The sequence below is a fragment of the Thauera sp. genome (assembly GCF_034003485.1).
In the GTDB taxonomy this organism is placed as follows: Bacteria; Pseudomonadota; Gammaproteobacteria; order Burkholderiales; family Rhodocyclaceae; genus Thauera.
In genome coordinates this window covers 1-19212 of sequence record NZ_JAVEYL010000010.1, presented here as the reverse complement: position 1 = coordinate 19212, position 19212 = coordinate 1, and the positions used below count along the sequence as shown (strand labels likewise).

The window sequence follows — 19212 nt, the reverse complement described above, 5'->3', positions numbered from 1 at the left end:
GCGCCCTCTTTGCGTCTTCGCGCGTTTTCGGCGCGCATCCGCGTCCTGGGATGGTGCACTGCAAACTCTTAACGCCATCTTTACGCGCGACGGCCTAGCATCCACGAGGTTTTCCGCCTTCAGGCGTCTGCGCCGCGGTTGTTGCAATGCAAACCTATTTTCCTGTCCTGAGTGTGCTCGGCATGATGCTGATGCTGTTCGGGCTGGTCATGGGCTTTCCGCTCGCGGTGTCATTCGCGCTCGAAGATGGTGCAACCGCAGCCTACGACCTCGCCATCCTGGCCACCTTTGCGAGCGGCCTGTTGATGTGGGCGGGCACGCGCGGCGTTCAACGTAGTCTTCGTGTTTCCGACGGATTTCTGCTGGTGGCGGCGACCTGGCTGCTCACGCCGATATTCGGCGCCTTGCCGCTGATGCTTTATCTGCCCGCGCTGTCCTTCACCGACGCCTACTTCGAAGCTGCCTCCGGCCTCACCACCACCGGCGCCACGGTGCTCACCGGGCTCGATGCGCTGCCGGTGTCGATCAACCTGTGGCGCACCTTCATGCACTGGATCGGCGGCATGGGGGTCATCGTGCTGATGGTCGCGGTGCTCCCGTTGCTGGGTATTGGCGGGAGGCAGATCTTTCGCGCGGAGACGCCCGGGCCGATGAAGGAGTCCAGCCTGACCCCGCGCATCGCCGAGACCGCAAAGGGTCTGTGGACCGTCTATGTGCTGCTGACCGTGGCGTGCGGAGTGGCCCTGTGGGCGGTCGGCATGCCGACCTGGGAGGCTGTCATCCACGCCTTCTCGATCATGGGGCTGGGCGGCTTTTCCACTCGTGACGCCAGCCTCGGCGCCTTCGAGAGCGTGCCGATCGAGACGGTGACCATCGTCTTCGCGCTGCTCTCGGGGATCAACTATGCAACCCACTATCTCGCCCTGGTGCACCGCACGCCGCGCCCCTATGGCCAGGACCCCGAACTGCGCTGGTTCTTCGGCGTACTCTCGGTGACCGTGGTCTTTCTCACCGTGTATCTGCTCGAGGGCGGCACCTATCGGGATGGCGCGCTCGCGTTCCGCCACGTGTCCTTTCATGCCGTGTCGCTCGCCACCTCGCTCGGGCTGGCGACCTACGATTACACCGTGTGGCCGATGTTCGCCCAGATCTGGATCCTGTTCCTGGGCAGTTTTGCGGCGTGTTCGGGCTCGACCGGCGGTGGCATCAAGATGATGCGCGCCATCATCCTTTACAAGCAGGTGCATCGCGAGATCGTGCGCTCGCTGCATCCGAGCGCGGTGGTGCCGCTGCGGCTCGGCAGCCAGCGCGTCTCCGACAATGTGCTGCATGCGGTGCTCGCGTTCAGCTTCATGTACATGGTCAGCATCGTCAGCTTGACCTTGGTCCTCGCCGCTTCCGGGCTGGACCTCGTCACCGCGTTCTCGGGCGTGGTCGCCTGCATCAACAACACTGGGCCGGGTCTGGCGGCGGTCGGGCCTGCGGGCAACTACCAGGGCCTGAGCGATTTCCAGACCTGGGTGCTGAGCTTCGCGATGATCCTCGGCCGGCTGGAGATCTTCACCCTGCTGGTGGTGCTGACGCCGGCGTTCTGGCGTCGCTGAGCGTCTCGAGCACGAGCCGGTAGCCGACGCCCGGTTCGGTCAGGATGTGGGTGGGCAGGCGCGGATCGCGCTCGAGCTTGCGGCGCAGACCCGTCATGTACACCCGCAGGTAGTGCGCATGCTCGACGTGATTCGGCCCCCAGGCGCCGGCGAGCAACTGGCGTTGGGTCACCAGCCGTCCGCCGCCGGCGATCAGCAGGCTGAGCAGCCGGTATTCGATCGGGGTCAGATGCACCGGCTGGCCCGCGCGTGTGACCGTGCGCTGGTCCAGGTCGGCCACGACCTCGCCGAACACGATGCGCGAGGCAGCCTGCGGCGGACGCATGGAACGCCGCAGCAGGGCACGCACGCGGGCGAGGAGTTCTGCCACCCCGAAGGGCTTGGCGAGGTAGTCGTCGGCGCCGGCATCGAGGGCGCCGACCTTGTCGGCCTCGTTGCTGCGCGCCGACAGCACCAGCACCGGCATGCCGCTCCACTGGCGTAACTCGGCGAGCAGGACGAGGCCGTCGCCGTCGGGCAGGCCGAGGTCGAGCACCAGCAGGTCCGGGCGCCGGTTCGCCAGTTCGATGCGCCCGCGTTCGAGCGAGGCCGCCTCGTGGACCGCGCACCCGTCTGCTTCGAGCGCGGCACGCACGAAGCGGCGGATGCCGGCCTCGTCCTCGACCAGCAGCACAACGGGCGCGGGTGGGTGGGGTGCTTTCATGTGTTGCGACCTGCGGTGAGGGCGCAGGCCTCCGGCGGTGGTGGCTCGGGCTGTGGCGGCAGCGGCATGCGCAGGTTGACGCAGGCACCGCCGGTAGATCGATTGTGCGCGGCGACGCTGCCGCCGTGGGCCTCGATGATGGCTCGCACGAGTGCAAGCCCGAGGCCGGTGCCTTCGTCCCCGGTGGTCGGCGCACGAGCGGGTTCGTGGCGGTGGTCTGCGGCGCCCGCGGACCTTGGGGCGGCGCCGCGGACGAAGCGCTCGAAGATCGCCTGCTCCCGGCCCGGCGGCAGCCCGCAACCGTCGTCGCAGACCTGGATCTCCAGCCAGGGGGGCGCCGCATCGGACGCGGCGCCGGCCGCCGTGTTGCGGGCGCTGATCGTGATGCACCCTCCGGCTGGCGTATGCGCGACCGCGTTGTCGAGCAGGTTGCACAGAACGCGTTGCATCAGCACGGCGTCGGCGTGCAGGAGGGGCAGGTCGTCGGGCAGATCCAGCGTGAGCGTGTGCGCGCGCAGCGGGTGTGTGCGCGAATGTACGGCACTGCCGATGAGCTCGTCCGCGGCAATCCAGTCGAGCGCGAGGTGCGGCGCGTCCGATTGCAGGCGGGCGAGGTCGAGCAGGTCGCGCGCCAGTGCATGCGTACGCAAGGCCTCGGCGCGGATCGCCTCGGCCAGCTCGGCCTGGGCGGGCGGTAGCGGCGGGCCGGCGAGCGGTAGTGATTCGGCCAGCCCGGCGAGCGCGGTGAGCGGCGTGCGCAGGTCGTGCGACAGCGAGGCGAGCAGCGTGTTGCGCAAGCGCTCGGACTCCACCGCCAGCCGCGCCCGCGCCGCCTCCTCGCCACGCGCCTCGGCGCTGTCGCGCTCGCGGCGCAGGCGGGCCGCGAGCTCCGCGGTGGTGAGCGCCACCGCCAGCAGCACGGCGAAGGTGAGCAGGTACTGCAGGTCGGACACCGCGAGCGTGAAGTGCGGATGCACGAAGAAGAAGTCGAACAGCGCCACCGACAGGAAGGCCGCGAACACCGCCGGCCCGCGCCCGAGCCGGATCGCGGCGAACAGCACCGCGAGCGGAAACAGCATCGCGATGTTGGCGAGGTCGAACTGACCGAGCAGCGGCGCACCGAGTAGCGCGATCGCGACCACCGCGAGTGCGGCCTTTGCGTAGTCGAGCCAGCAGGGCCGGCGCATCGGGGCGGCGGGCATGTGGACCGGTTTCAGTGCGCAGGCGCGGGTCCGCGCGCGTCGATCGCCTGCAGCGTGTCGAGCAGGGTGGCGCGCAGCGGGCCGGCGACGGCCAGCCCGCGTTGCGCCGCCTGCCGTGCCGCGGCGGGGCGGTCGAGCTCCAGCAGCACACGGGCGCGATTGTTGTGCGCCGCCGCCTGGTCGTGCGTGTCGGCGGCGCGGCCGAAGGCGGCCTCCGCGCCGGGCAGGTCGCCCGCGGCATGAGACGCGTTGCCCAGGCCCATCTCCAGGGTGTAGCTGTGCGGCCAGCGCTGCAGTCCGGCACGATAGGCCGTGGCCGAGGCGGCGGGGGGTGCCGAGCGCTCGAAGGCGACCAGGGCCGAGGTGGCCTCGGCCTCGCTTGCGGTCGCGGCGAGCGTGCCGGGAGGCAGGGTGACGAAGGCCCAGTGTCCGCCGCGCTGCCAGGTGTGTTCGAAGGTGCGCAGCGCGAGCGCCTGGCGCTGCATCGGCCCGGATCGGAGCAGCATCGTGCCGGCGTCGAGGTCGTAGCCGACGGCCACCGCATAGTGCCAGGACGGCGCCCACGACAGGCCGAGGTTCTGCAGCACGACCACCGGATTTCCGGCGGCGAGCTCGCGCAGCAAGGCCTCGAGCGTGCCCGGGATCAGGGTCGCGACCGCACCGCTGCGGCGGGCGCCGGCCAGCATCTCGATCTGCAGCGAGCCTTCGCGGCCGGGCAGGAAGACGCGGCCGACGAGATCTTCCGGTCGCGTGGGCAGGCCGGCGGCGGACAGCGCGGTGGCGAGCGCCGCCGGCCCGCAGAAGTGGCTGTCGTCGGGGAAGAAGGGCGTGTCGGCGAGCTCGACGCGGCCGGGCAGCCCGGCCGGCGTCTGGGCCAGTAATGCGGGCGTCTGGATGGCGCAGCCGCTCGCCAGCAGCGCCATCAGCACCAGCGCGAGCATGGCCAGCACGGATGCGTACGATCGCGGTGTGCGGACGGCGACACGCCCGTCCCCTGCCGCGATCGCCTCATCAAGGCCGATGGCCATGCGCCGTCAGCGAATCGAACGGGTGAAGGGGAAGACCTTGGTCAGACCCAGGATGTCGGTGATCAGCAGCACGAAGAACACCAGCAGGATGGCGCCGATGATGCCGCCGGCGGGCGCGCTGTCGATCTGGTCCGCGAGGCGCGTGGCCTCGTCGTCGGTGAGGGCGGCGATGCGTTCCTGGGCGAGAGTCGGGTCGACTCCCTGGCGCAGCATCTCGGCGCGCACGTCGTCGCGTGCGAGTGCGGCGGTGAGGCGGGCATGCCCCGATTCGGCCTGAGTCACGCCGGCCAGCCGCGCCGCCTCCTCGGTGGGGACGAGCGCGGCCTGGGCGCTGTGGATGGCGCTGACGTTGAGGATGCTGGCGCTGAGCACGACGGCGAGCAGGCGCTGGATGCGTTTCATTTTTTTCTCCTCGATCGGTGGCGGGACGCGCGCACGCCGTTTCTCTGGCGGCGAGCCGGTCGACTATAGGGGATCCGGCTCGGCACGTGGCGCCGGCAGGGTGGGGGAGATTGCATCGAGTTGCTTCCGTTGCACCTGTGGTGCATGCGCGCTTGTTGCCGCCAGGCTTGCCGCCAGCAGGTGGCCTGGTTGATAGTTCGGGGTTTCGCCGTCCGGCACAGGCCCGCCGGCGGCGCAGGCCAGAACAAGAGAGAACTTCATGGATGTCGATATCTGGTGGCTCGCCTACCCCGTGCTCGGGGTGGTCGTGGGCTTTTTCGCCGGCCTGCTCGGCGTGGGCGGTGGCGGCATCATGGTGCCGATGCTCACCACCTTCTTCCTGGCGCAGGATTTTCCGCACGACCAGGTGGTGCACATGGCGCTCGGCACCTCGATGGCAGCGATCGTGCTGACCTCGGTGTCCAGCCTGCGCGCCCACCATGCGCACGGCGCGGTGCGCTGGGATGTGGTGCGCATGATCACGCCCGGCATCCTGGTCGGCACTTTCGGCGCCACCTTCATCGCTGCGCGCGTCGACACCGTGCCGCTGGCGATCTTCTTCGCGGCCTTCATGGCCTACGTGTCGGTGCAGATGCTGCTCAACATCAAGCCCAAGCCCGCGCGCGAACTGCCGGGCGCGGTGGGGATGACGGCGGCGGGGCTGGGCATCGGCGGCATCTCGGCGCTGGTGGCGATCGGGGGCGGCTCGCTGTCGGTGCCGTTCATGACCTGGTGCAACGTCAAGGTGCAGAACGCGATCGGCACCTCGGCGGCGATCGGCCTCCCGATCGCGATCGCCGGCACCGTGGGCTATCTGGTCAATGGCTGGGGCGCCCCCGATACGCCACCACTGACCCTGGGCTACATCTATCTGCCGGCGCTGGTGCTGGTGTCGGGGGTGAGCATGTTCTTCGCGCCGCTGGGTGCGAGGCTCGCGCACCGCCTGCCGGTGGCGACGCTGAAGAAGGTGTTCGCCGGGGTGTTGATGCTGCTGTGCGCGAAGATGCTGCACAGCCTGTTTGGTTGAGGAGCTCGGGCGGCGCTCGGGCGTCGGCGCCGCGCTTCGCAGACCTCTCAGCTGCCACCGCTCAGGGCATTGCGCAGCGTGTCGAGGTTGGCGCGCATCATCTGCAGGTAATTCGGCGCCGGGCCGTCGGCCTTCGATAGCGCGTCCGAATACAGCGTGCCGCCGACCCGAGCGCCACTCTCGCTGCGGATGCGTTCGATCAGGCGCGGGTCTGCGACGTTCTCGATGAACACGGCCGGTACATTCTCGGCCTTGAGCTGACGGATCAGGCGGGCGACGCCCTGTGCGGTCGGCTCCGCGTTGTTAGACACGCCGACCGGGGACAGGAAGCGGACGCCGTACGCGCGGCCGAAATAGCCGAAGGCGGCGTGCGAGCTCACCACCTTGCGCCGCTCGGCGGGCAGGGCTTCGAAGGTGGCGCGGATCTCTGCGTCGAGGGCCTGCAATTCGCCGTCGTAGCGCTCGGCGTTGGCCCGATAGGCGGTAGCGCCTGCCGGGTCGGCCTTGGCGAGCGCGTCGGCGATGTTGGCGATGTAGCGGCGCACGTTGCCGACGTCCTGCCAGGCATGCGGGTCCACCGCCTTGCCATTGGCCTCCTCGTGGTGGTGGCCATGATCGTGTCCATGGTCGTCCTTCGTCATCCCCAGCGTGTCGATGCCCGCGCTCGCGACCACCACCTCGCCCTTGTAACCCCCCGAGCGTGCCAGGCGCACCATCCAGTCGTCGAAGCCGAGTCCGTTCACCACCACCAGGGTCGCGCCGCCGACACTGCGCGCGTCGGAGGGGCGGGGCTGGAAGGCGTGGGCGTCCTCATCGGCACCTACCAGGGTGTGCACCTTCACTCGCTCGCCGCCGACCTGGGTGACGAGGTCGCCGAGGATGCTGAAGCTCGTCGTCACGTCCAGGTTCTGAGCGTGGGCGGTGCTGCCGATGAGCAGGGCGGCGCAGGCGGTCGCGAGGGCGCGCAGGCCATGGCGCAATTCGGAGGAGGGGGGCTTGATCGTCATCGGTTCCGGTTCCGAGGCTGGGTTGATAACTGAAAAAATGCTGACTTTGCGGCGGTGCGCGCGAGGCGCGGCAGGTTCAGGATTCGAGGTGGTGGCGCACCGGCAGCCGCCCGGCGAGCAATCCCCCTGGCGCGGCGATCAGCGAGACGAAATACACCACGCCGCACACCAGCACGATCGCCGGGCCGGCGGGCACGTCGGCATGAAAAGACAGCAGCAGCCCGGCCGCGCCGCTGCCGAAGGCGAACAGCACCGCGAGCAACAGCAGCATCGGCAGCCCCTTCGCCCACAGGCGGGCGGCGGCTGAGGGCAGGATCATGATGCCCACCGCCATCAGCGTGCCGAGGGCGTGGAAGCCGCTCACCAGGTTGATCACCACCAGCATCAGGAAGCCGTAGTGCGCCACCGGCGACCAGCGGCTGACGCCGCGCAGGAAGGCGGGGTCGAAGCACTCCATGACCAGCGGGCGGAACAGGAGGGCGAGGCAGACCACGGTGACGCTGGCGATGCTGCCGATCAGCAGCAGCGAGGCGTCATCGAGTGCGAGCACCGAGCCGAACAGCACGTGCAGCAGGTCGAGGTTCTTGCCGCGCAGCGACACGATCATCACCCCGGCCGCCAGCGACAGCAGGTAGAAGGCGGCAAGGCTGGCGTCCTCCTTGAGGATGGATGCGCGCGTGACAATGCCCGCCGCCAGCACCACCACCAGACCGGCGACGATGCCGCCCACCGTCATCGCGCCGAGCGACAGGCCGAAGGCGAGGTAGCCGAGCGCAGCGCCAGGGAGGATGGCGTGGCTCATTGCGTCGCCCATCAGGCTCATGCGGCGCAGCAGCAGGAACACGCCCACTGGCGTGGCGCCGAGCGCGAGCGCCAGACAACCCGCGAGCGCGCGGCGCATGAAGGCGAACTCGGTGAAGGGCGCGATGAGGGGGTCGAAGAGGAATTCGGTCACAGGGGCGTGGCGCTGGGCGGGGCGAGGTTGTGAGGGTCTGGGGGCCGATGGGGCTGGATCTGACTCGATGGTGTCCGGGCAGGTTGCGGCGCAGGGTGCGCCGCGATCAGTGGCGGTGGTCGTGCGAGTGCGCCACCCCGTGTGCGTGCGCATGCGCGTCACCGTCACCGTCACCGCGAGTCTGCACAGTCTCGGCCGGCAGCGGCTGCACGGTCATATCCTGGATCTGGCATTCCGGCGCATCCTCGTCGAAGGCCTCCGAAAGGCGACGCGCGCGTGCCAGCAATTCGGGCGTGAGCACCTGCGCCGTCGGGCCGAACGCAACCGGTTCGCGCGACAGCAGCAGCGCAGTGGGGAAATGGCGGCGCACCTGCTCGAGGTCATGCACCACGGTGAGGATCGTGCGGCCTTCGCCATGCCAGCCCAGGATCAGGGCAACCAGGTCGTCCACCGTGCGGCTGTCGATGGCGGCGAAGGGTTCGTCGAGCAGGATCAGCGGTGCATCCTGCAGCATCAGCCGGGCAAAGCGCGCGCGCTGCAACTGGCCGCCCGACAGCGAGCCGATCGGGCGCGACTCGAAGCCGGACATGCCGACGGCGGCGAGCGCCGCACGCACGCGCTCGCGCTGGCTGCGCGCCAGGCCGCCGAAGGCGCCGATCTCGTGCCACAGGCCCATGGCCACCACTTCGAACACCGATATCGGAAAGCTGTGGTCGATCTCGCCGCGCTGGGGCATGTAGGCCACTCCGCCGGAGGGCAGGTCGGACAGCACGATGCGCCCGCCGATCGGACGCAGTTCGCCGGCCAGGCCCTTGAGCAGGGTGGATTTTCCGGCGCCGTTGGGGCCGACCACGGCGACCAGGGCGCCGGCCGGAATCTCGCCCGACAGGTGGTGCACCGCCGGGTGGCGGTCATAGCCGAGGGTGAGGTTCTCGAGCCGGATCATCGGCAGCATGGTGGCCTGCATGTCAGCGCAAGGCCCACAGGATCGTGGTCCACAGCAGCACCAGTGCGGCGGCGGCCAGCCCGAGGCGGCCGAGCACGCCGGCGCCGAGCAGGCTGCGCGCCGGGGACGGGCGCAGGCGGGCGATGGCGGGGCGAGGATGTGTGTGTGGATGCGCGGGCGAGCCGGTATGCTTCGGCGCGATGGGGCTTTGCGGGTTCATTGGGCATGCCCCTTCACGCCGGCGCGCCCGCAGTCGGCACAGGCGCCGTGCAGGACGAGTTCGGCGCGGTCGAGTTCGAAGCCGGCCGGCAGCGCAGGGCTGGCGGCGGTGGGGACGTCGTCGAGGCAGAGGATCTGTCCGCAGCGGTCGCAGTGGAAGTGCGCATGGCGATGCTCGTCGCTGCGGCGGATCTCGAAGCGCCAGGCGCGCTCGCCGCCGGCGATACGCTGCGCGATGCCCTGTTCGACCAGCCAGTCGAGCGCCCGATAGAGGGTGACGCGGTCGTGGGCAATACCGTCGGCAGCGAGCGCGGCGCCAATCTCGTCGTGGGAGAGCGGATGCGAAGAGGTTTGCAATGCCTCGATCACCGCCACGCGCGTGCGCGTCACCCGCCCGCCGTGGGCGGCGATGAGGTCACGAGCGGATGCGATGGCCGCGGCGGCAGGGGCGGGATGGGGCATGTTCGGGGTCGTGAGGCGTAGGTCAGTGTGGCGCGGGCTGGCATCGGGTGGCGTTTTGATGCAACATTGTAGCATTAGATAAGACGGCTGCAGCAGCTTGCCAAACCACTCCGCCGCGGCCGACGGACCTTGATCCACGACGCTCATCCTTTCACGACGCCTTTGACACCATGCACCCTTCCACCCGGATTACGTTCGCCCGCTTCGCGTCCCTTGTTGCCCTGCTCGTCGCTGTCGGCCTGCCGTCCGTCGCCCGAGCCCAGCACACGCACGGCGCCCACGAGCACGGTGCGGCCGAGCTCACCGTCGCGCTCGAGGGGCGGGCGCTGATCGTCGAACTGATCTCGCCGCTCGATAATCTGGTCGGCTTCGAGCACGCCCCGGCCAGCGACGCCCAGCGCGCTGCGCTCGCCGAGGCCGGGCGCCGCCTGCGCGACGCGGGCGCGATGTTCGCGCTGCCGGCCGCGGCCGCTTGCAAGCTGGAACATGCCGAGATCGAATCGCCGTGGCCGATGGCCGGCACGGCGCCTGCGCCCGGGCAGGGGGGGCACGCTCATGCTGGACACGGACATGCACAGTCCGATCTGGGTGGCCACGAAGACGTCGTGGTCACGTACCGCTTTAGCTGCGCGCAGCCGGAGGCGCTGAATCAGCTCGAAGTGCGCGCCTTCGTGCAGTTTCCGCGGTTGCGCGAACTCCGCGTCGAGCACGCGACTGAACGCGGTCAGGGCGCTGCGGTGCTGGTGTCGGGCGCGGCGACGCTCGCGCTGTGACGACTGTCACGCAGTCCGCCGAGCGCACGGAGATGACCCCGGCCGTGCACCTCGCCGGGCTGCGCTACCGTTGGCCGGGCGCTGCGTCCGACTGCCTCGCCATCGACGCGCTGACGATTGGCGCCGGCGAGCGCGTGTTTCTGCGCGGGCCGAGCGGTAGCGGCAAGACCACGCTGCTGTCGCTGGTGGGCGGGGTGATCCTGCCGCAGGCGGGAACGGTCGAGGTCGCCGGCCAGGCGCTCGGCGCACTGACGTCCGGCGCGCGCGACCGCTTCCGCGCCGACCATGTCGGCTTCGTGTTCCAGCTCTTCAACCTGCTGCCCTGGCTGTCGGCGCGCGACAACATCCTGCTCGCCTGCCGCTTTTCGCCGCAGCGCCGGGCGCGCGTAGCGGCGGCGGGCTCCACGCCGGCGGCCGAGGCGGTGCGCCTGGCGGCACGCCTCGACCTGTCTGCCGACCTGCTCGAGCGTCCCGCGGCGCAGTTGTCGGTCGGCCAGCAGCAGCGTGTGGCGACGGCGCGCGCGCTGATCGGCCGCCCCGGGCTGGTGGTGGCGGACGAGCCAACCTCGGCGCTTGACGCCGATCGCCAGCAGACCTTCATCGACCTGTTGCTCGAGGAATGTACCGCGGCCGGTGCGGCGCTGCTCTTCGTCAGCCACGACCAGCGCCTGGCCGTCCATTTCGACCGCGTGCTCGATCTCGCCACGCTCAATCGTGCGCACGGGGCCGGGGAGGATGCGCGATGAGCCCGGTGTTCGCGCTGTCCCTGCGCAGCATCGCCAACCGCCGTCTTTCGGTGGCGCTGACCGTGGTCGCGGTGGCGCTGGCGGTCGCGCTGTTGCTGGGTGTCGAGCGCCTGCGCAACGATGCGCGTGCAGGCTTCGCGCAGACCCTGTCGGGCACCGACCTGGTGGTGGGCGCGCGCAGCGGCCCGGTGCAACTGCTGCTGTATTCGGTCTTCCATCTCGGCAATGCGACCAACAACGTGTCGTGGGCGAGCATCGAGCACGTCGCCGGGCTGCCGCAGGTGAAGTGGCTGGTGCCGATCGCGCTCGGCGACTCGCACCGCGGCCACCGCGTCGTCGGCACGAGCGCGGCCTTCTTCACCCATTACCGCCATGGCGAGGCGCGCGCGCTCGCCTTTGCCGCGGGCCGACCCTTCGCCGAGGCGCCGGCGCGCGCCGAGGACATCTTCGAGGTGGTGATCGGCGCCGAGGTGGCGGCGCGCCATGGCTATCGGATCGGCCAGCGCATCGTGCTCAGCCACGGCAGCGTCGGCAGCGGAATCGGCGGCGCTGGAAACGCGGGCGGGCCGCGCTTCGCCGAGCACGCCGACAAGCCCTTCACCATCGTCGGCATCCTCGCGCGCAGTGGCACGCCGCTCGATCGCGCGCTGCTGGTGAGCCTGGAGGGCATCGAGGCGATCCATATCGACTGGATGGGCGGAGCGCCGATGCCGGGGGTGAGCATCGCGCCCGAGCATGTGCGCAAGTTCGACCTGCGGCCGAAGTCGGTCACCGCCGCGCTGGTCGGCCTGCACAGCCGCACCGCGGTGTTTCGCGTGCAGCGTCAGATCAACACGCATGCGGGCGAGGCGCTGAGCGCGATACTGCCCGGCGCCACGCTGCAGGAGCTGTGGGGTCTGGTCGGCATCGCGGAGCAGGCGCTGCTGGCGGTGTCCGCGCTGGTGGTGGCGGTAGGGCTGGCCGGCATGATCGCCGTGGTGGTGGCGAGCCTGGGCGAGCGCCGGCGCGAGCTTGCCATCCTGCGTGCGTTGGGTGCGAGTCCGCGCCAGGTGTTCGCGTTGCTGGCGGTGGAGAGCCTGCTCCTCGCGCTGGCAGGGGTCGCCGTCGGACTGGCGCTGCTGTATGGTGCCGGCGCCGTGCTGGCGCCGTGGCTCGCCAGCGAGCACGGCCTGCAACTGAGCCTGGGTTGGCCGAGCGCGGGGGAGTGGCGGCTGCTGGCCGCCGTGCTCGTCGCGAGCCTGGCCGCAAGCCTGGTGCCTGCACTACGTGCTTACCGGTATTCGCTCGCTGATGGCATGAGCATACGTGTGTGAGCGGGCATGCAGGTGTCTAACGAATCGAGACGGACTGTTGAATGATGAATGCAAACTTGTTGCGTGCCGCAGTCGGCGCATCGTGTCTGTTGCTGTGGGCGTTGCCGTCGTCGGCCTTCGCTCAGGGCTCTGCTGCGGGTGGTGTCGAGTATCAGGTCGGCGACCGCCTGGCAGCGCCGGCCGCGACCGATACTGGCGCGTTCCGCGAGATCAGCTGGGACGACCTCATCCCCACGGACTGGAAACCGAAAGCCTTCCTCGCCGACCTCAAGCTCGACGAACTCCAGGACGCCGACCCGCGCGCGAGCGAGGCGATGCAGCGCATGCGGGAGGAGTGGGACCGCGCGCCGGTGGTCGAGCGCCTGGGCGGTGCGCGCGTGCGCATCCCCGGGTTCCTCGTGCCGCTCGAGACCGACGGCGAGCAGATTCGCGAATTCCTGCTCGTGCCGTATTTCGGTGCCTGTGTGCATGTGCCCCCGCCGCCCGCAAACCAGCTCATCCACGTGATCCCGGACAAGCCGGTGCCCGCGGGCTGGAACATGCTGCCGGTGTGGGTCGAGGGGGTGATGGCGGTGGGCCGCGTCGATTCCGACATGGGGGTGGCGGGCTATCAGTTGCGCGGGGTGAAGGTGGAGGAGTATCAGGAGCCGCTGCCGGAGTGAATGCTGGCCGGCCAGGCGAATCCGCTTGCCGCGTCCTTGAGCTTAATTGTGCGCAGTCGTGAACTAGTGGTGTCGTTACGCGGGAATACGCTTTCCTCGCGGATGCATTCTCGGGAAGATCTGCCAGTGTCACCACCAAGCGTATGGATGAGCCGTGACTGATGATGAGTTTGCGCTGGTCGAAAAAGAGGTGTCCGATGTCTCCACGCGCGAGCGCCCCCCGGCAGACGATTTGTTGGGCTGCCTGCTCATTCTTGCGCGTATTCATGACCGGGCGATCACACCCGAGGCAGCACTGGCCGGATTACCGCTGGATGCGGGCAGCGGGCTGACGCCGTCGCTGTTCGGGCGTGCGGCGCGGCGTGCGGGCCTGTCGAGCCGGCTGGTGACCTGCGAGCTGGACGATATCAATGCGGCCCTGCTGCCGGCGGTGCTGATGCTCGAAGGCGACCGTGCCTGCGTGCTGGTGGCGCCAGGCCGGGGCGAGACGGCCGCGCAGGTGATCTTCCCCGAGCTCGGCCATGCCGTGGTCGAGTTGCCGGCCGCGGAATTGGATGCCCGCTACCTCGGTCGTGCGATCTACGCCCGGCCCCAGGTCGAGTTCGACGCCCGTTCGCCCGAACTGGGTCGGAAGCGGGGCGGGCACTGGTTCTGGAGCGTGATCAAGGAAAATCGCGCGCTCTATCGCGATGTTCTGGTGGCGGCCGCGCTGATCAACGTGTTTGCCGTTGCGATGCCGCTGTACGTCATGAATGTCTATGACCGCGTCGTGCCCAATCATGCGATCGAAACCTTGTGGGTGCTGACCCTGGGGCTGGTGCTGGTGCTGGTGGGCGAGTTTGCGCTGCGGGTGATGCGAGGGCACTTTGTCGATCTCGCGGGTAGCCGTGCGGACATGCGCATTTCGGCCGACATCATGGCCAGGGTGCTCGACTTGCGCATGGAGGCGCGGCCGGCGTCTGCGGGCTCGTTCGCGGCCAACTTGCGCGCCTTCGAGACGGTGCGCGACTTCATCAGCTCGGCCACGGTGGTGACGCTGGTCGATCTGCCCTTCGCCTTGCTGTTCATGGCTGTCATCGGCTGGATTGCCTTGCCGATGGTGCTGCCTTTCCTGGTCGCCGTGCCCTTGCTGCTCGCCTACGCCTGGTATGTGCAGGGGACGATGCGTGCGCTCGCCGAGACCTCGCACCGCGCCAGCGCGCAGCGCAACGCCGCGCTGGTCGAGGGCCTGGTCGGGCTGGAGACGCTCAAGGCCCACGTCGCCGAGGCGCGCTTCCAGAGGCGCTGGGAGCAGAGCGCGGCGCAACTGTCGCGCGTGGGCTCGCAGCTGCGCCTGCTCTCGGCGACGGTCACCAACGGCACGACGCTGGCGCAGCATCTGGTCAGCATGTCGATGATCGTGGTCGGGGTGTATCTGATCTCTGATGGTCAGCTCTCGATGGGCGGCCTGATCGCCTGCTACATCCTGTCCTCGCGGGCCATGGGGCCCCTGGGGCAGGCGGCAGGGCTGCTGATGCGATACCACCGCGCGTCGACCGCGCTCGAGGTCATCGACAAGGTCATGCACACCGAGGTCGAGCGCCCGGATGACAAACGCTTCATCAGTCGTGGCCGTCTGCAGGGTGACATCGAGTTCCGCGACGTCTCCTTCGCTTATCCGGGGCTCCAGGGCCCGGTGCTGCGCAACGTGTCCCTGCACATCCGCAGCGGCGAGCGAGTCGGCATCCTGGGCCGCATCGGCTCGGGCAAGAGCACGCTGGAGAAGCTGATCCTCGGGCTCTATCGGCCCAGCTCGGGGGCGGTCCTGGTCGACGGAATCGACGTGCGCCAGCTCGACCCCGCCGAGCTGAGGCGAAATATCGGCTACGTCCAGCAGGACGTCACCCTTTTCTACGGCAGCCTGCGCGACAACATCGTTCTGGGCGCGCCCCTGGCCGACGACGCCGATGTGGTCAATGCGGCGCGCATCGGCGGTGTGCTCGAGTTCGCCAACGCCCACCCTGCCGGCTTCGACATGGTGGTTGGCGAGCGCGGCGAATCCCTCTCGGGCGGCCAGCGCCAGGGCGTTGCCATCGCCCGCGCGGTGATCGGCAGCCCGCCCATCCTGCTGCTCGACGAGCCCACCGCATCGATGGACCACTCGAGCGAGGATGCGGCCAAACGCAGCCTGGGCGAGTTCTGTGCCGGGCGCACGGTGCTGATCGTGACCCACCGCACCTCGCTGCTCGATCTGGTGGACCGGATCATCGTTGTCGATGGTGGCAAGGTCGTTGCCGACGGCCCCAAGGCACAAGTGATCGAGGCCCTGCGTCAAGGGCGTATCGGGAGGGCTGCCTGATGCAGGCCAGGCGCAGGAAAGCCGACGGAATGCTCATGCGGCTGGTGCAGCGCGTCCGCTTGCCCGCCGCGCCGGACAATCTCGACTGGGCCGGTGATGCGGACTGGGCCCGCCTGCAGCAGGAGCCGGTACGCGCGCGCACCCTGTTGCGATTGGGGGGGCTGGTGTTCGTCGTGCTGCTGGTGTGGGCCGCTTTTGCCGAGTTGGATGAGGTGACGCGGGGCGAGGGCAAGGTGGTGCCCTCCAGCCAGCTGCAGATCATCCAGTCCGTCGATGGCGGCGTGGTCGAGGAGGTTGCCGTGCGTGAGGGTCAGATCGTCGACGCGGGGCAACTGCTGATGCGGATCGATCCCACCCGTTTCGTGTCGTCCTTGCGCGAGAACCAGGCCGAACACCTGTCGCTGCGTGCGAAGGCAGCGCGTCTTGAGGCTCTCACCCGGGGCAGGCCCTTCGAGCCTCCGGCCGATGTGGTGAGGGATGCGCCGGACATCGTCGCCCATGAACGTCGCCTTTACGAGTCGAGCCTCGACGAGATGAACGCGCAGCTGTCGATCGCCAGCGAGCAGTTGACTCAGCGCCGCCAGGAGCTCAACGAGACCATCGCGCGGCGCGACCAGGCCGCGCGCGGCTTTGCGCTCGTGCAGCAGGAGCTCAGCGTCACCCGCCCGCTCAAGGAGTCGGGGGCCGTCTCCGAGGTCGACCTGCTGCGCCTGGAACGCGAGGTGGCCCGCCTGCGCGGCGAGCGCGATCAGGCCTCCGCGCAGATCTCGCGCGTCCAGGCCGCCATCTCCGAGGCGATGGGCAAGATTCAGGAGGTCGAGCTCAATGTACGCAACCAGATGCGCAACGAGCTCTCCGCCACCTTGTCGCGCATCAGCAGTCTGTCGGCCGGCAGCGACTCGCTTGCCGACAAGGTCAAGCACGCCGAGATCCGCGCACCGATGCGTGGCACGGTGCAGCGCCTTCTGGTCACCACCGTCGGGGGCGTCGTGCAGCCGGGCAGGGAGGTGGTCGAGGTGGTGCCGCTCGACGATACGCTCCTGGTCGAGGTCCAGATCAAGCCGCGCGACATCGCCTTCCTGCTCCCCGGTCAGGAGGCCATGGTCAAGTTCTCTGCCTATGACTTTTCCACTTACGGCGGACTGCAGGCGGTCCTCGAGCAGATCAGCCCTGACACCGTCGTCGATGAACAAGGCAATGCCAACTATGTCGTCAGGGTGAGGACGGTCGAGGCCAGTCTCGGCGAAGGCCTTCCCGTCATCCCGGGCATGATGGTCGAGGTCGACATCCTCACCGGCAAGAAGACCATTCTCAGCTACCTGATCAAGCCCGTCCTGCGGGCAAAAGCCATGGCATTGAGTGAACGATGAGCCGACACCTTTTTTTCGCCAGTAACTCAAGCAAGCCTTCCTCGCGTTGGCAGGAGGCGTTCCCGGACGGCGCGTGCGTCGATGGGGTCGGTGCAGTGCAGGCGACCGATCTCGTCTGGATCGACACTGCAGACGAGAGCTGGGAGCGCACGCTGCAGCACCTTGCCGGCGCGCCCTTGTCGTGCGCCGTCGTCCTCGTGTCCAGCGCGCCGGACGACGAAGAGGCCTTGCGCGGCCTGGAGCGCGGCGCGCGTGGATACTGCCATGCCTACGCCGTGCCTGCCCTGTTGCGCGAGGTGGCGCAGGTCGTCGAGCGCGGTGGTCTGTGGATTGGCCCGGGTTTGCTCGAACGTTTCATCGCCGCCTTGCGACCGCGCCTGCCCGCTGCGCCGAGGGACTTGGGCGGCCTGCTGTCGCAGCGCGAGCGTGAGGTGGGCAAGGCAGTCGCCGCGGGGCGCTCCAACAAGGAGATCGCCGCGCAGCTCGGCATCTCCGAGCGCACGGTCAAGGCTCACCTGGGCTCGATCTTCGAGAAGCTCGACGTGCGCGACCGGCTGCAACTCGCCCTGCTGCTGGCTGACGACGACGCCCCGCAGCACGGGGGAGGCAAATGATGTTTGCCAAGCAGAACGCCGACGGACAGATTGTCGCCATCAGCCACGAAGCGCCTGAGGCACTGGCCGAAGAAAAGAGCGCCTGGATCGAGGTCAGCGCCGACGCCGAGGAGGTCAGGCGCTTTGGTGTGGGCCTGGTCGGTGCCGACAGCCTTCTCAGCCAGTCGGACCTCGGCTTCATCCGCGTGCTCGAAGACCTGATCGATCTGCTGCTCGCGCGCTCGGTGATCATGTTCACCGACCTGCCGCCCGCCGCGCAGGAAAAACTCCTCGCGCGCCGCAAGGCCCGCGCCGGCATGCACAACCTCGGTCTTCTTGACGACGAGCGCGACGAAGGCCTGATCTGAATGTCCCCGGCGCCGTGATCTGCGTCACGCCGGTTGTACCTAGGTCCAATTCAAACGCCGACGCTGCAGGCGTAGCCTCCCTCCATAACATGTGAAGCCCGCGTCTGCGGGCGGCTCGGCGCGCGCCATTGAAGCGCAGCCTGAATCGGGAGCAAGAAAATGCCTGACATCATCGCGACGGTTGTCTCCATCACTGGCGACGTGCTTGCACGTGACGCCGAGGGCAATCTTCGATCACTCAAGGCGGGTGACGCCCTGTTCGAGGGCGAGTCGCTCGTCACCCCTGCCGGTGGGCGGGCAGAGCTGCTCATGACCGGTGGCGAAAGCCTCGAGATTGGCCCGGAGCAGGCGATCAAGCTCACCCAGGACCTGTCCGAGGCCGCTCGTCCCGATCAGACGGACGCCCAAGTTGCGCAAGGCGCGATCGAGCAAGTCATCCAGGCCCTCAACGAGGGTGAAAACCTGGACGACGTCCTCGAAGCCCCGGCCGCGGGTCTCGCGGGTGGCGGCGGTGGCGAAGGCAGCAACTTCGTCCGCCTGCTTCGTATCAGTGAAGAAACCACGTCGGACGCGATCGCGTTCGAGACTTCGCCCACTGCTCCTGGCGATTTCTCAGGGGACGGTCTGACGGCTGATGACACCGACGCAGATGCCGATTCCGACGCTGATGCCGACGCCGACGCGGACGGCGATGCGGATGCGGACGCCGATGCCGATGCCGACGCCGACGCAGATGCCGACGCCGACGCTGACGCGGATGCCGATGCCGACGCGGATGCCGACGCAGATGCCGACGCCGATGCGGATGCCGACGCCGATGCCGACGCGGACGCGGACGCCGATGCAGATGCCGACGCCGACGCCGATGCGGACGCCGATGCGGACGCCGATGCGGACGCCGATGCGGACGCCGACGCGGACGCCGACGCGGACGCCGACGCGGACGCCGACGCGGACGCCGACGCGGACGCCGACGCGGACGCCGACGCGGACGCCGACGCGGACGCCGACGCGGACGCCGACGCGGACGCCGATGCAGATGCGGATGCCGATGCGGACGCCGATGCGGACGCGGACGCCGATGCGGACGCGGACGGCGATGCCGATGCGGATGCCGATGCCGATGCCGACGCGGATGCCGACGCCGATGCCGATGCCGACGCCGACGCCGACGCCGACGCCGACGCCGATGCCGATGCCGATGCCGACGCCGACGCCGATGCCGACGCCGATGCCGACGCAGATGCGGATGCCGATGCGGATGCCGACGCCGACGCCGACGCCGACGCAGATGCAGATGCAGATGCAGATGCAGATGCAGATGCAGATGCCGATGCGGATGCCGACGCGGATGCCGATGCCGACGCCGATGCGGATGCGGATGCCGATGCCGAGGCCGATGCGGATGCCGATGCGGATGCGGATGCCGAGGCAGATGCCGAGGCAGTTGCCGAC

General features: G+C 69.2%; 20 protein-coding genes. 11 read left to right on the top strand and 9 right to left on the bottom strand.

Features of this window, described 5'->3' with window-relative positions:
- Nucleotides 1-146: 146 nt before the first annotated feature.
- Entirely contained in the window at nucleotides 147-1604 is a 1458-nt protein-coding gene (locus tag RBT54_RS07230; RefSeq protein ID WP_320365627.1) for a TrkH family potassium uptake protein, read from the top strand.
- On the opposite strand, the gene RBT54_RS07225 is transcribed toward RBT54_RS07230, so the two are convergent.
- From RBT54_RS07225 to RBT54_RS07210, 4 genes are read right to left on the bottom strand one after another with little or no spacing between them, the layout of a single operon-like run.
- Entirely contained in the window at nucleotides 1561-2307 is a 747-nt protein-coding gene (locus RBT54_RS07225) for a response regulator (RefSeq protein ID WP_320365625.1), read from the bottom strand. The two genes, RBT54_RS07230 and RBT54_RS07225, sit on opposite strands and share 44 nt — an antisense overlap.
- A complete protein-coding gene (locus tag RBT54_RS07220) occupies nucleotides 2304-3509 on the bottom strand; it encodes a DUF4118 domain-containing protein (protein ID WP_320365623.1) in 1206 nt (401 codons plus the stop codon). The genes RBT54_RS07225 and RBT54_RS07220 overlap by 4 nt, the downstream gene beginning before the upstream one ends.
- A gap of 11 nt (nucleotides 3510-3520) precedes the next feature.
- Complete coding sequence (locus tag RBT54_RS07215) at nucleotides 3521-4537, bottom strand: PA2778 family cysteine peptidase (RefSeq protein WP_320365621.1); 1017 nt, start codon at nucleotides 4535-4537, stop codon at nucleotides 3521-3523.
- 6 nt (nucleotides 4538-4543) lie between these two features.
- Nucleotides 4544-4939 (bottom strand): PA2779 family protein, encoded by a 396-nt coding sequence (locus RBT54_RS07210; protein WP_320365620.1) that lies wholly within the window; start codon nucleotides 4937-4939, stop codon nucleotides 4544-4546.
- A 259-nt stretch (nucleotides 4940-5198) separates the two neighbouring features.
- Here RBT54_RS07210 and RBT54_RS07205 point away from each other — a divergent pair, with 259 nt between their 5' ends.
- On the top strand, nucleotides 5199-6005 hold the full coding sequence (locus tag RBT54_RS07205; RefSeq protein ID WP_320365618.1) for a sulfite exporter TauE/SafE family protein: 807 nt from the start codon (nucleotides 5199-5201) through the stop codon (nucleotides 6003-6005).
- 47 nt (nucleotides 6006-6052) lie between these two features.
- Here the strand turns inward: RBT54_RS07205 and RBT54_RS07200 are convergent, their stop codons facing one another.
- The 5 genes from RBT54_RS07200 to RBT54_RS07180 form a co-directional block, all read right to left on the bottom strand.
- Entirely contained in the window at nucleotides 6053-7012 is a 960-nt protein-coding gene (locus RBT54_RS07200) for a metal ABC transporter solute-binding protein, Zn/Mn family (protein ID WP_320365617.1), read from the bottom strand.
- Nucleotides 7013-7088: 76 nt separating this feature from the next.
- Nucleotides 7089-7913, bottom strand: a complete 825-nt coding sequence (locus tag RBT54_RS07195) for a metal ABC transporter permease (protein ID WP_413788430.1) — start codon at nucleotides 7911-7913, stop codon at nucleotides 7089-7091.
- 160 nt (nucleotides 7914-8073) lie between these two features.
- Nucleotides 8074-8934 (bottom strand): ABC transporter ATP-binding protein, encoded by an 861-nt coding sequence (locus RBT54_RS07190; protein ID WP_320365613.1) that lies wholly within the window; start codon nucleotides 8932-8934, stop codon nucleotides 8074-8076.
- Nucleotide 8935: 1 nt separating this feature from the next.
- Nucleotides 8936-9133, bottom strand: a complete 198-nt coding sequence (locus RBT54_RS07185; RefSeq protein ID WP_320365611.1) for a hypothetical protein — start codon at nucleotides 9131-9133, stop codon at nucleotides 8936-8938.
- Entirely contained in the window at nucleotides 9130-9594 is a 465-nt protein-coding gene (locus tag RBT54_RS07180; RefSeq protein WP_320365609.1) for a Fur family transcriptional regulator, read from the bottom strand. The genes RBT54_RS07185 and RBT54_RS07180 overlap by 4 nt, the downstream gene beginning before the upstream one ends.
- A gap of 170 nt (nucleotides 9595-9764) precedes the next feature.
- On the opposite strand from RBT54_RS07180, the gene RBT54_RS07175 reads away from it, so the two are divergent.
- The 9 genes from RBT54_RS07175 to RBT54_RS07135 all read left to right on the top strand — a co-directional run.
- Nucleotides 9765-10367: a DUF2796 domain-containing protein gene (locus RBT54_RS07175; RefSeq protein WP_320365607.1), complete on the top strand. Its 603-nt coding sequence runs from the start codon at nucleotides 9765-9767 to the stop codon at nucleotides 10365-10367.
- 32 nt (nucleotides 10368-10399) lie between these two features.
- Nucleotides 10400-11113, top strand: a complete 714-nt coding sequence (locus RBT54_RS07170) for an ABC transporter ATP-binding protein (protein ID WP_320365605.1) — start codon at nucleotides 10400-10402, stop codon at nucleotides 11111-11113.
- Nucleotides 11110-12426, top strand: a complete 1317-nt coding sequence (locus RBT54_RS07165; RefSeq protein ID WP_320365603.1) for an ABC transporter permease — start codon at nucleotides 11110-11112, stop codon at nucleotides 12424-12426. The genes RBT54_RS07170 and RBT54_RS07165 overlap by 4 nt, the downstream gene beginning before the upstream one ends.
- Before the next feature lie 41 nt (nucleotides 12427-12467).
- On the top strand, nucleotides 12468-13088 hold the full coding sequence (locus RBT54_RS07160; RefSeq protein ID WP_320365601.1) for a DUF3299 domain-containing protein: 621 nt from the start codon (nucleotides 12468-12470) through the stop codon (nucleotides 13086-13088).
- A gap of 154 nt (nucleotides 13089-13242) precedes the next feature.
- Nucleotides 13243-15426: a type I secretion system permease/ATPase gene (locus RBT54_RS07155; RefSeq protein ID WP_413788429.1), complete on the top strand. Its 2184-nt coding sequence runs from the start codon at nucleotides 13243-13245 to the stop codon at nucleotides 15424-15426.
- A 29-nt stretch (nucleotides 15427-15455) separates the two neighbouring features.
- Nucleotides 15456-16796 (top strand): HlyD family type I secretion periplasmic adaptor subunit, encoded by a 1341-nt coding sequence (locus RBT54_RS07150; RefSeq protein ID WP_320365599.1) that lies wholly within the window; start codon nucleotides 15456-15458, stop codon nucleotides 16794-16796.
- Entirely contained in the window at nucleotides 16793-17410 is a 618-nt protein-coding gene (locus RBT54_RS07145; protein WP_320365597.1) for a response regulator transcription factor, read from the top strand. Before RBT54_RS07150 ends, RBT54_RS07145 begins: the two co-directional genes overlap by 4 nt.
- On the top strand, nucleotides 17407-17757 hold the full coding sequence (locus tag RBT54_RS07140; protein WP_320365595.1) for a hypothetical protein: 351 nt from the start codon (nucleotides 17407-17409) through the stop codon (nucleotides 17755-17757). Before RBT54_RS07145 ends, RBT54_RS07140 begins: the two co-directional genes overlap by 4 nt.
- 159 nt (nucleotides 17758-17916) lie before the next feature.
- Nucleotides 17917-19212, top strand: a 1296-nt coding sequence (locus tag RBT54_RS07135) for a retention module-containing protein (RefSeq protein ID WP_320365593.1), incomplete at its 3' end; no start/stop codon positions are given.

Coding starts and splice junctions, on each gene's coding strand:
- RBT54_RS07230 (WP_320365627.1), top strand. CDS start 147: ATGCAAACCTATTTTCCTGTCCTGAGTGTGCTCGGCATGATGCTGATG.
- RBT54_RS07225 (WP_320365625.1), bottom strand. CDS start 2,307: ATGAAAGCACCCCACCCACCCGCGCCCGTTGTGCTGCTGGTCGAGGAC.
- RBT54_RS07220 (WP_320365623.1), bottom strand. CDS start 3,509: ATGCCCGCCGCCCCGATGCGCCGGCCCTGCTGGCTCGACTACGCAAAG.
- RBT54_RS07215 (WP_320365621.1), bottom strand. CDS start 4,537: ATGGCCATCGGCCTTGATGAGGCGATCGCGGCAGGGGACGGGCGTGTC.
- RBT54_RS07210 (WP_320365620.1), bottom strand. CDS start 4,939: ATGAAACGCATCCAGCGCCTGCTCGCCGTCGTGCTCAGCGCCAGCATC.
- RBT54_RS07205 (WP_320365618.1), top strand. CDS start 5,199: ATGGATGTCGATATCTGGTGGCTCGCCTACCCCGTGCTCGGGGTGGTC.
- RBT54_RS07200 (WP_320365617.1), bottom strand. CDS start 7,012: ATGACGATCAAGCCCCCCTCCTCCGAATTGCGCCATGGCCTGCGCGCC.
- RBT54_RS07195 (WP_413788430.1), bottom strand. CDS start 7,913: ATGCGCCGCGCGCTCGCGGGTTGTCTGGCGCTCGCGCTCGGCGCCACG.
- RBT54_RS07190 (WP_320365613.1), bottom strand. CDS start 8,934: ATGCAGGCCACCATGCTGCCGATGATCCGGCTCGAGAACCTCACCCTC.
- RBT54_RS07185 (WP_320365611.1), bottom strand. CDS start 9,133: ATGAACCCGCAAAGCCCCATCGCGCCGAAGCATACCGGCTCGCCCGCG.
- RBT54_RS07180 (WP_320365609.1), bottom strand. CDS start 9,594: ATGCCCCATCCCGCCCCTGCCGCCGCGGCCATCGCATCCGCTCGTGAC.
- RBT54_RS07175 (WP_320365607.1), top strand. CDS start 9,765: ATGCACCCTTCCACCCGGATTACGTTCGCCCGCTTCGCGTCCCTTGTT.
- RBT54_RS07170 (WP_320365605.1), top strand. CDS start 10,400: ATGACCCCGGCCGTGCACCTCGCCGGGCTGCGCTACCGTTGGCCGGGC.
- RBT54_RS07165 (WP_320365603.1), top strand. CDS start 11,110: ATGAGCCCGGTGTTCGCGCTGTCCCTGCGCAGCATCGCCAACCGCCGT.
- RBT54_RS07160 (WP_320365601.1), top strand. CDS start 12,468: ATGATGAATGCAAACTTGTTGCGTGCCGCAGTCGGCGCATCGTGTCTG.
- RBT54_RS07150 (WP_320365599.1), top strand. CDS start 15,456: ATGCTCATGCGGCTGGTGCAGCGCGTCCGCTTGCCCGCCGCGCCGGAC.
- RBT54_RS07145 (WP_320365597.1), top strand. CDS start 16,793: ATGAGCCGACACCTTTTTTTCGCCAGTAACTCAAGCAAGCCTTCCTCG.
- RBT54_RS07140 (WP_320365595.1), top strand. CDS start 17,407: ATGATGTTTGCCAAGCAGAACGCCGACGGACAGATTGTCGCCATCAGC.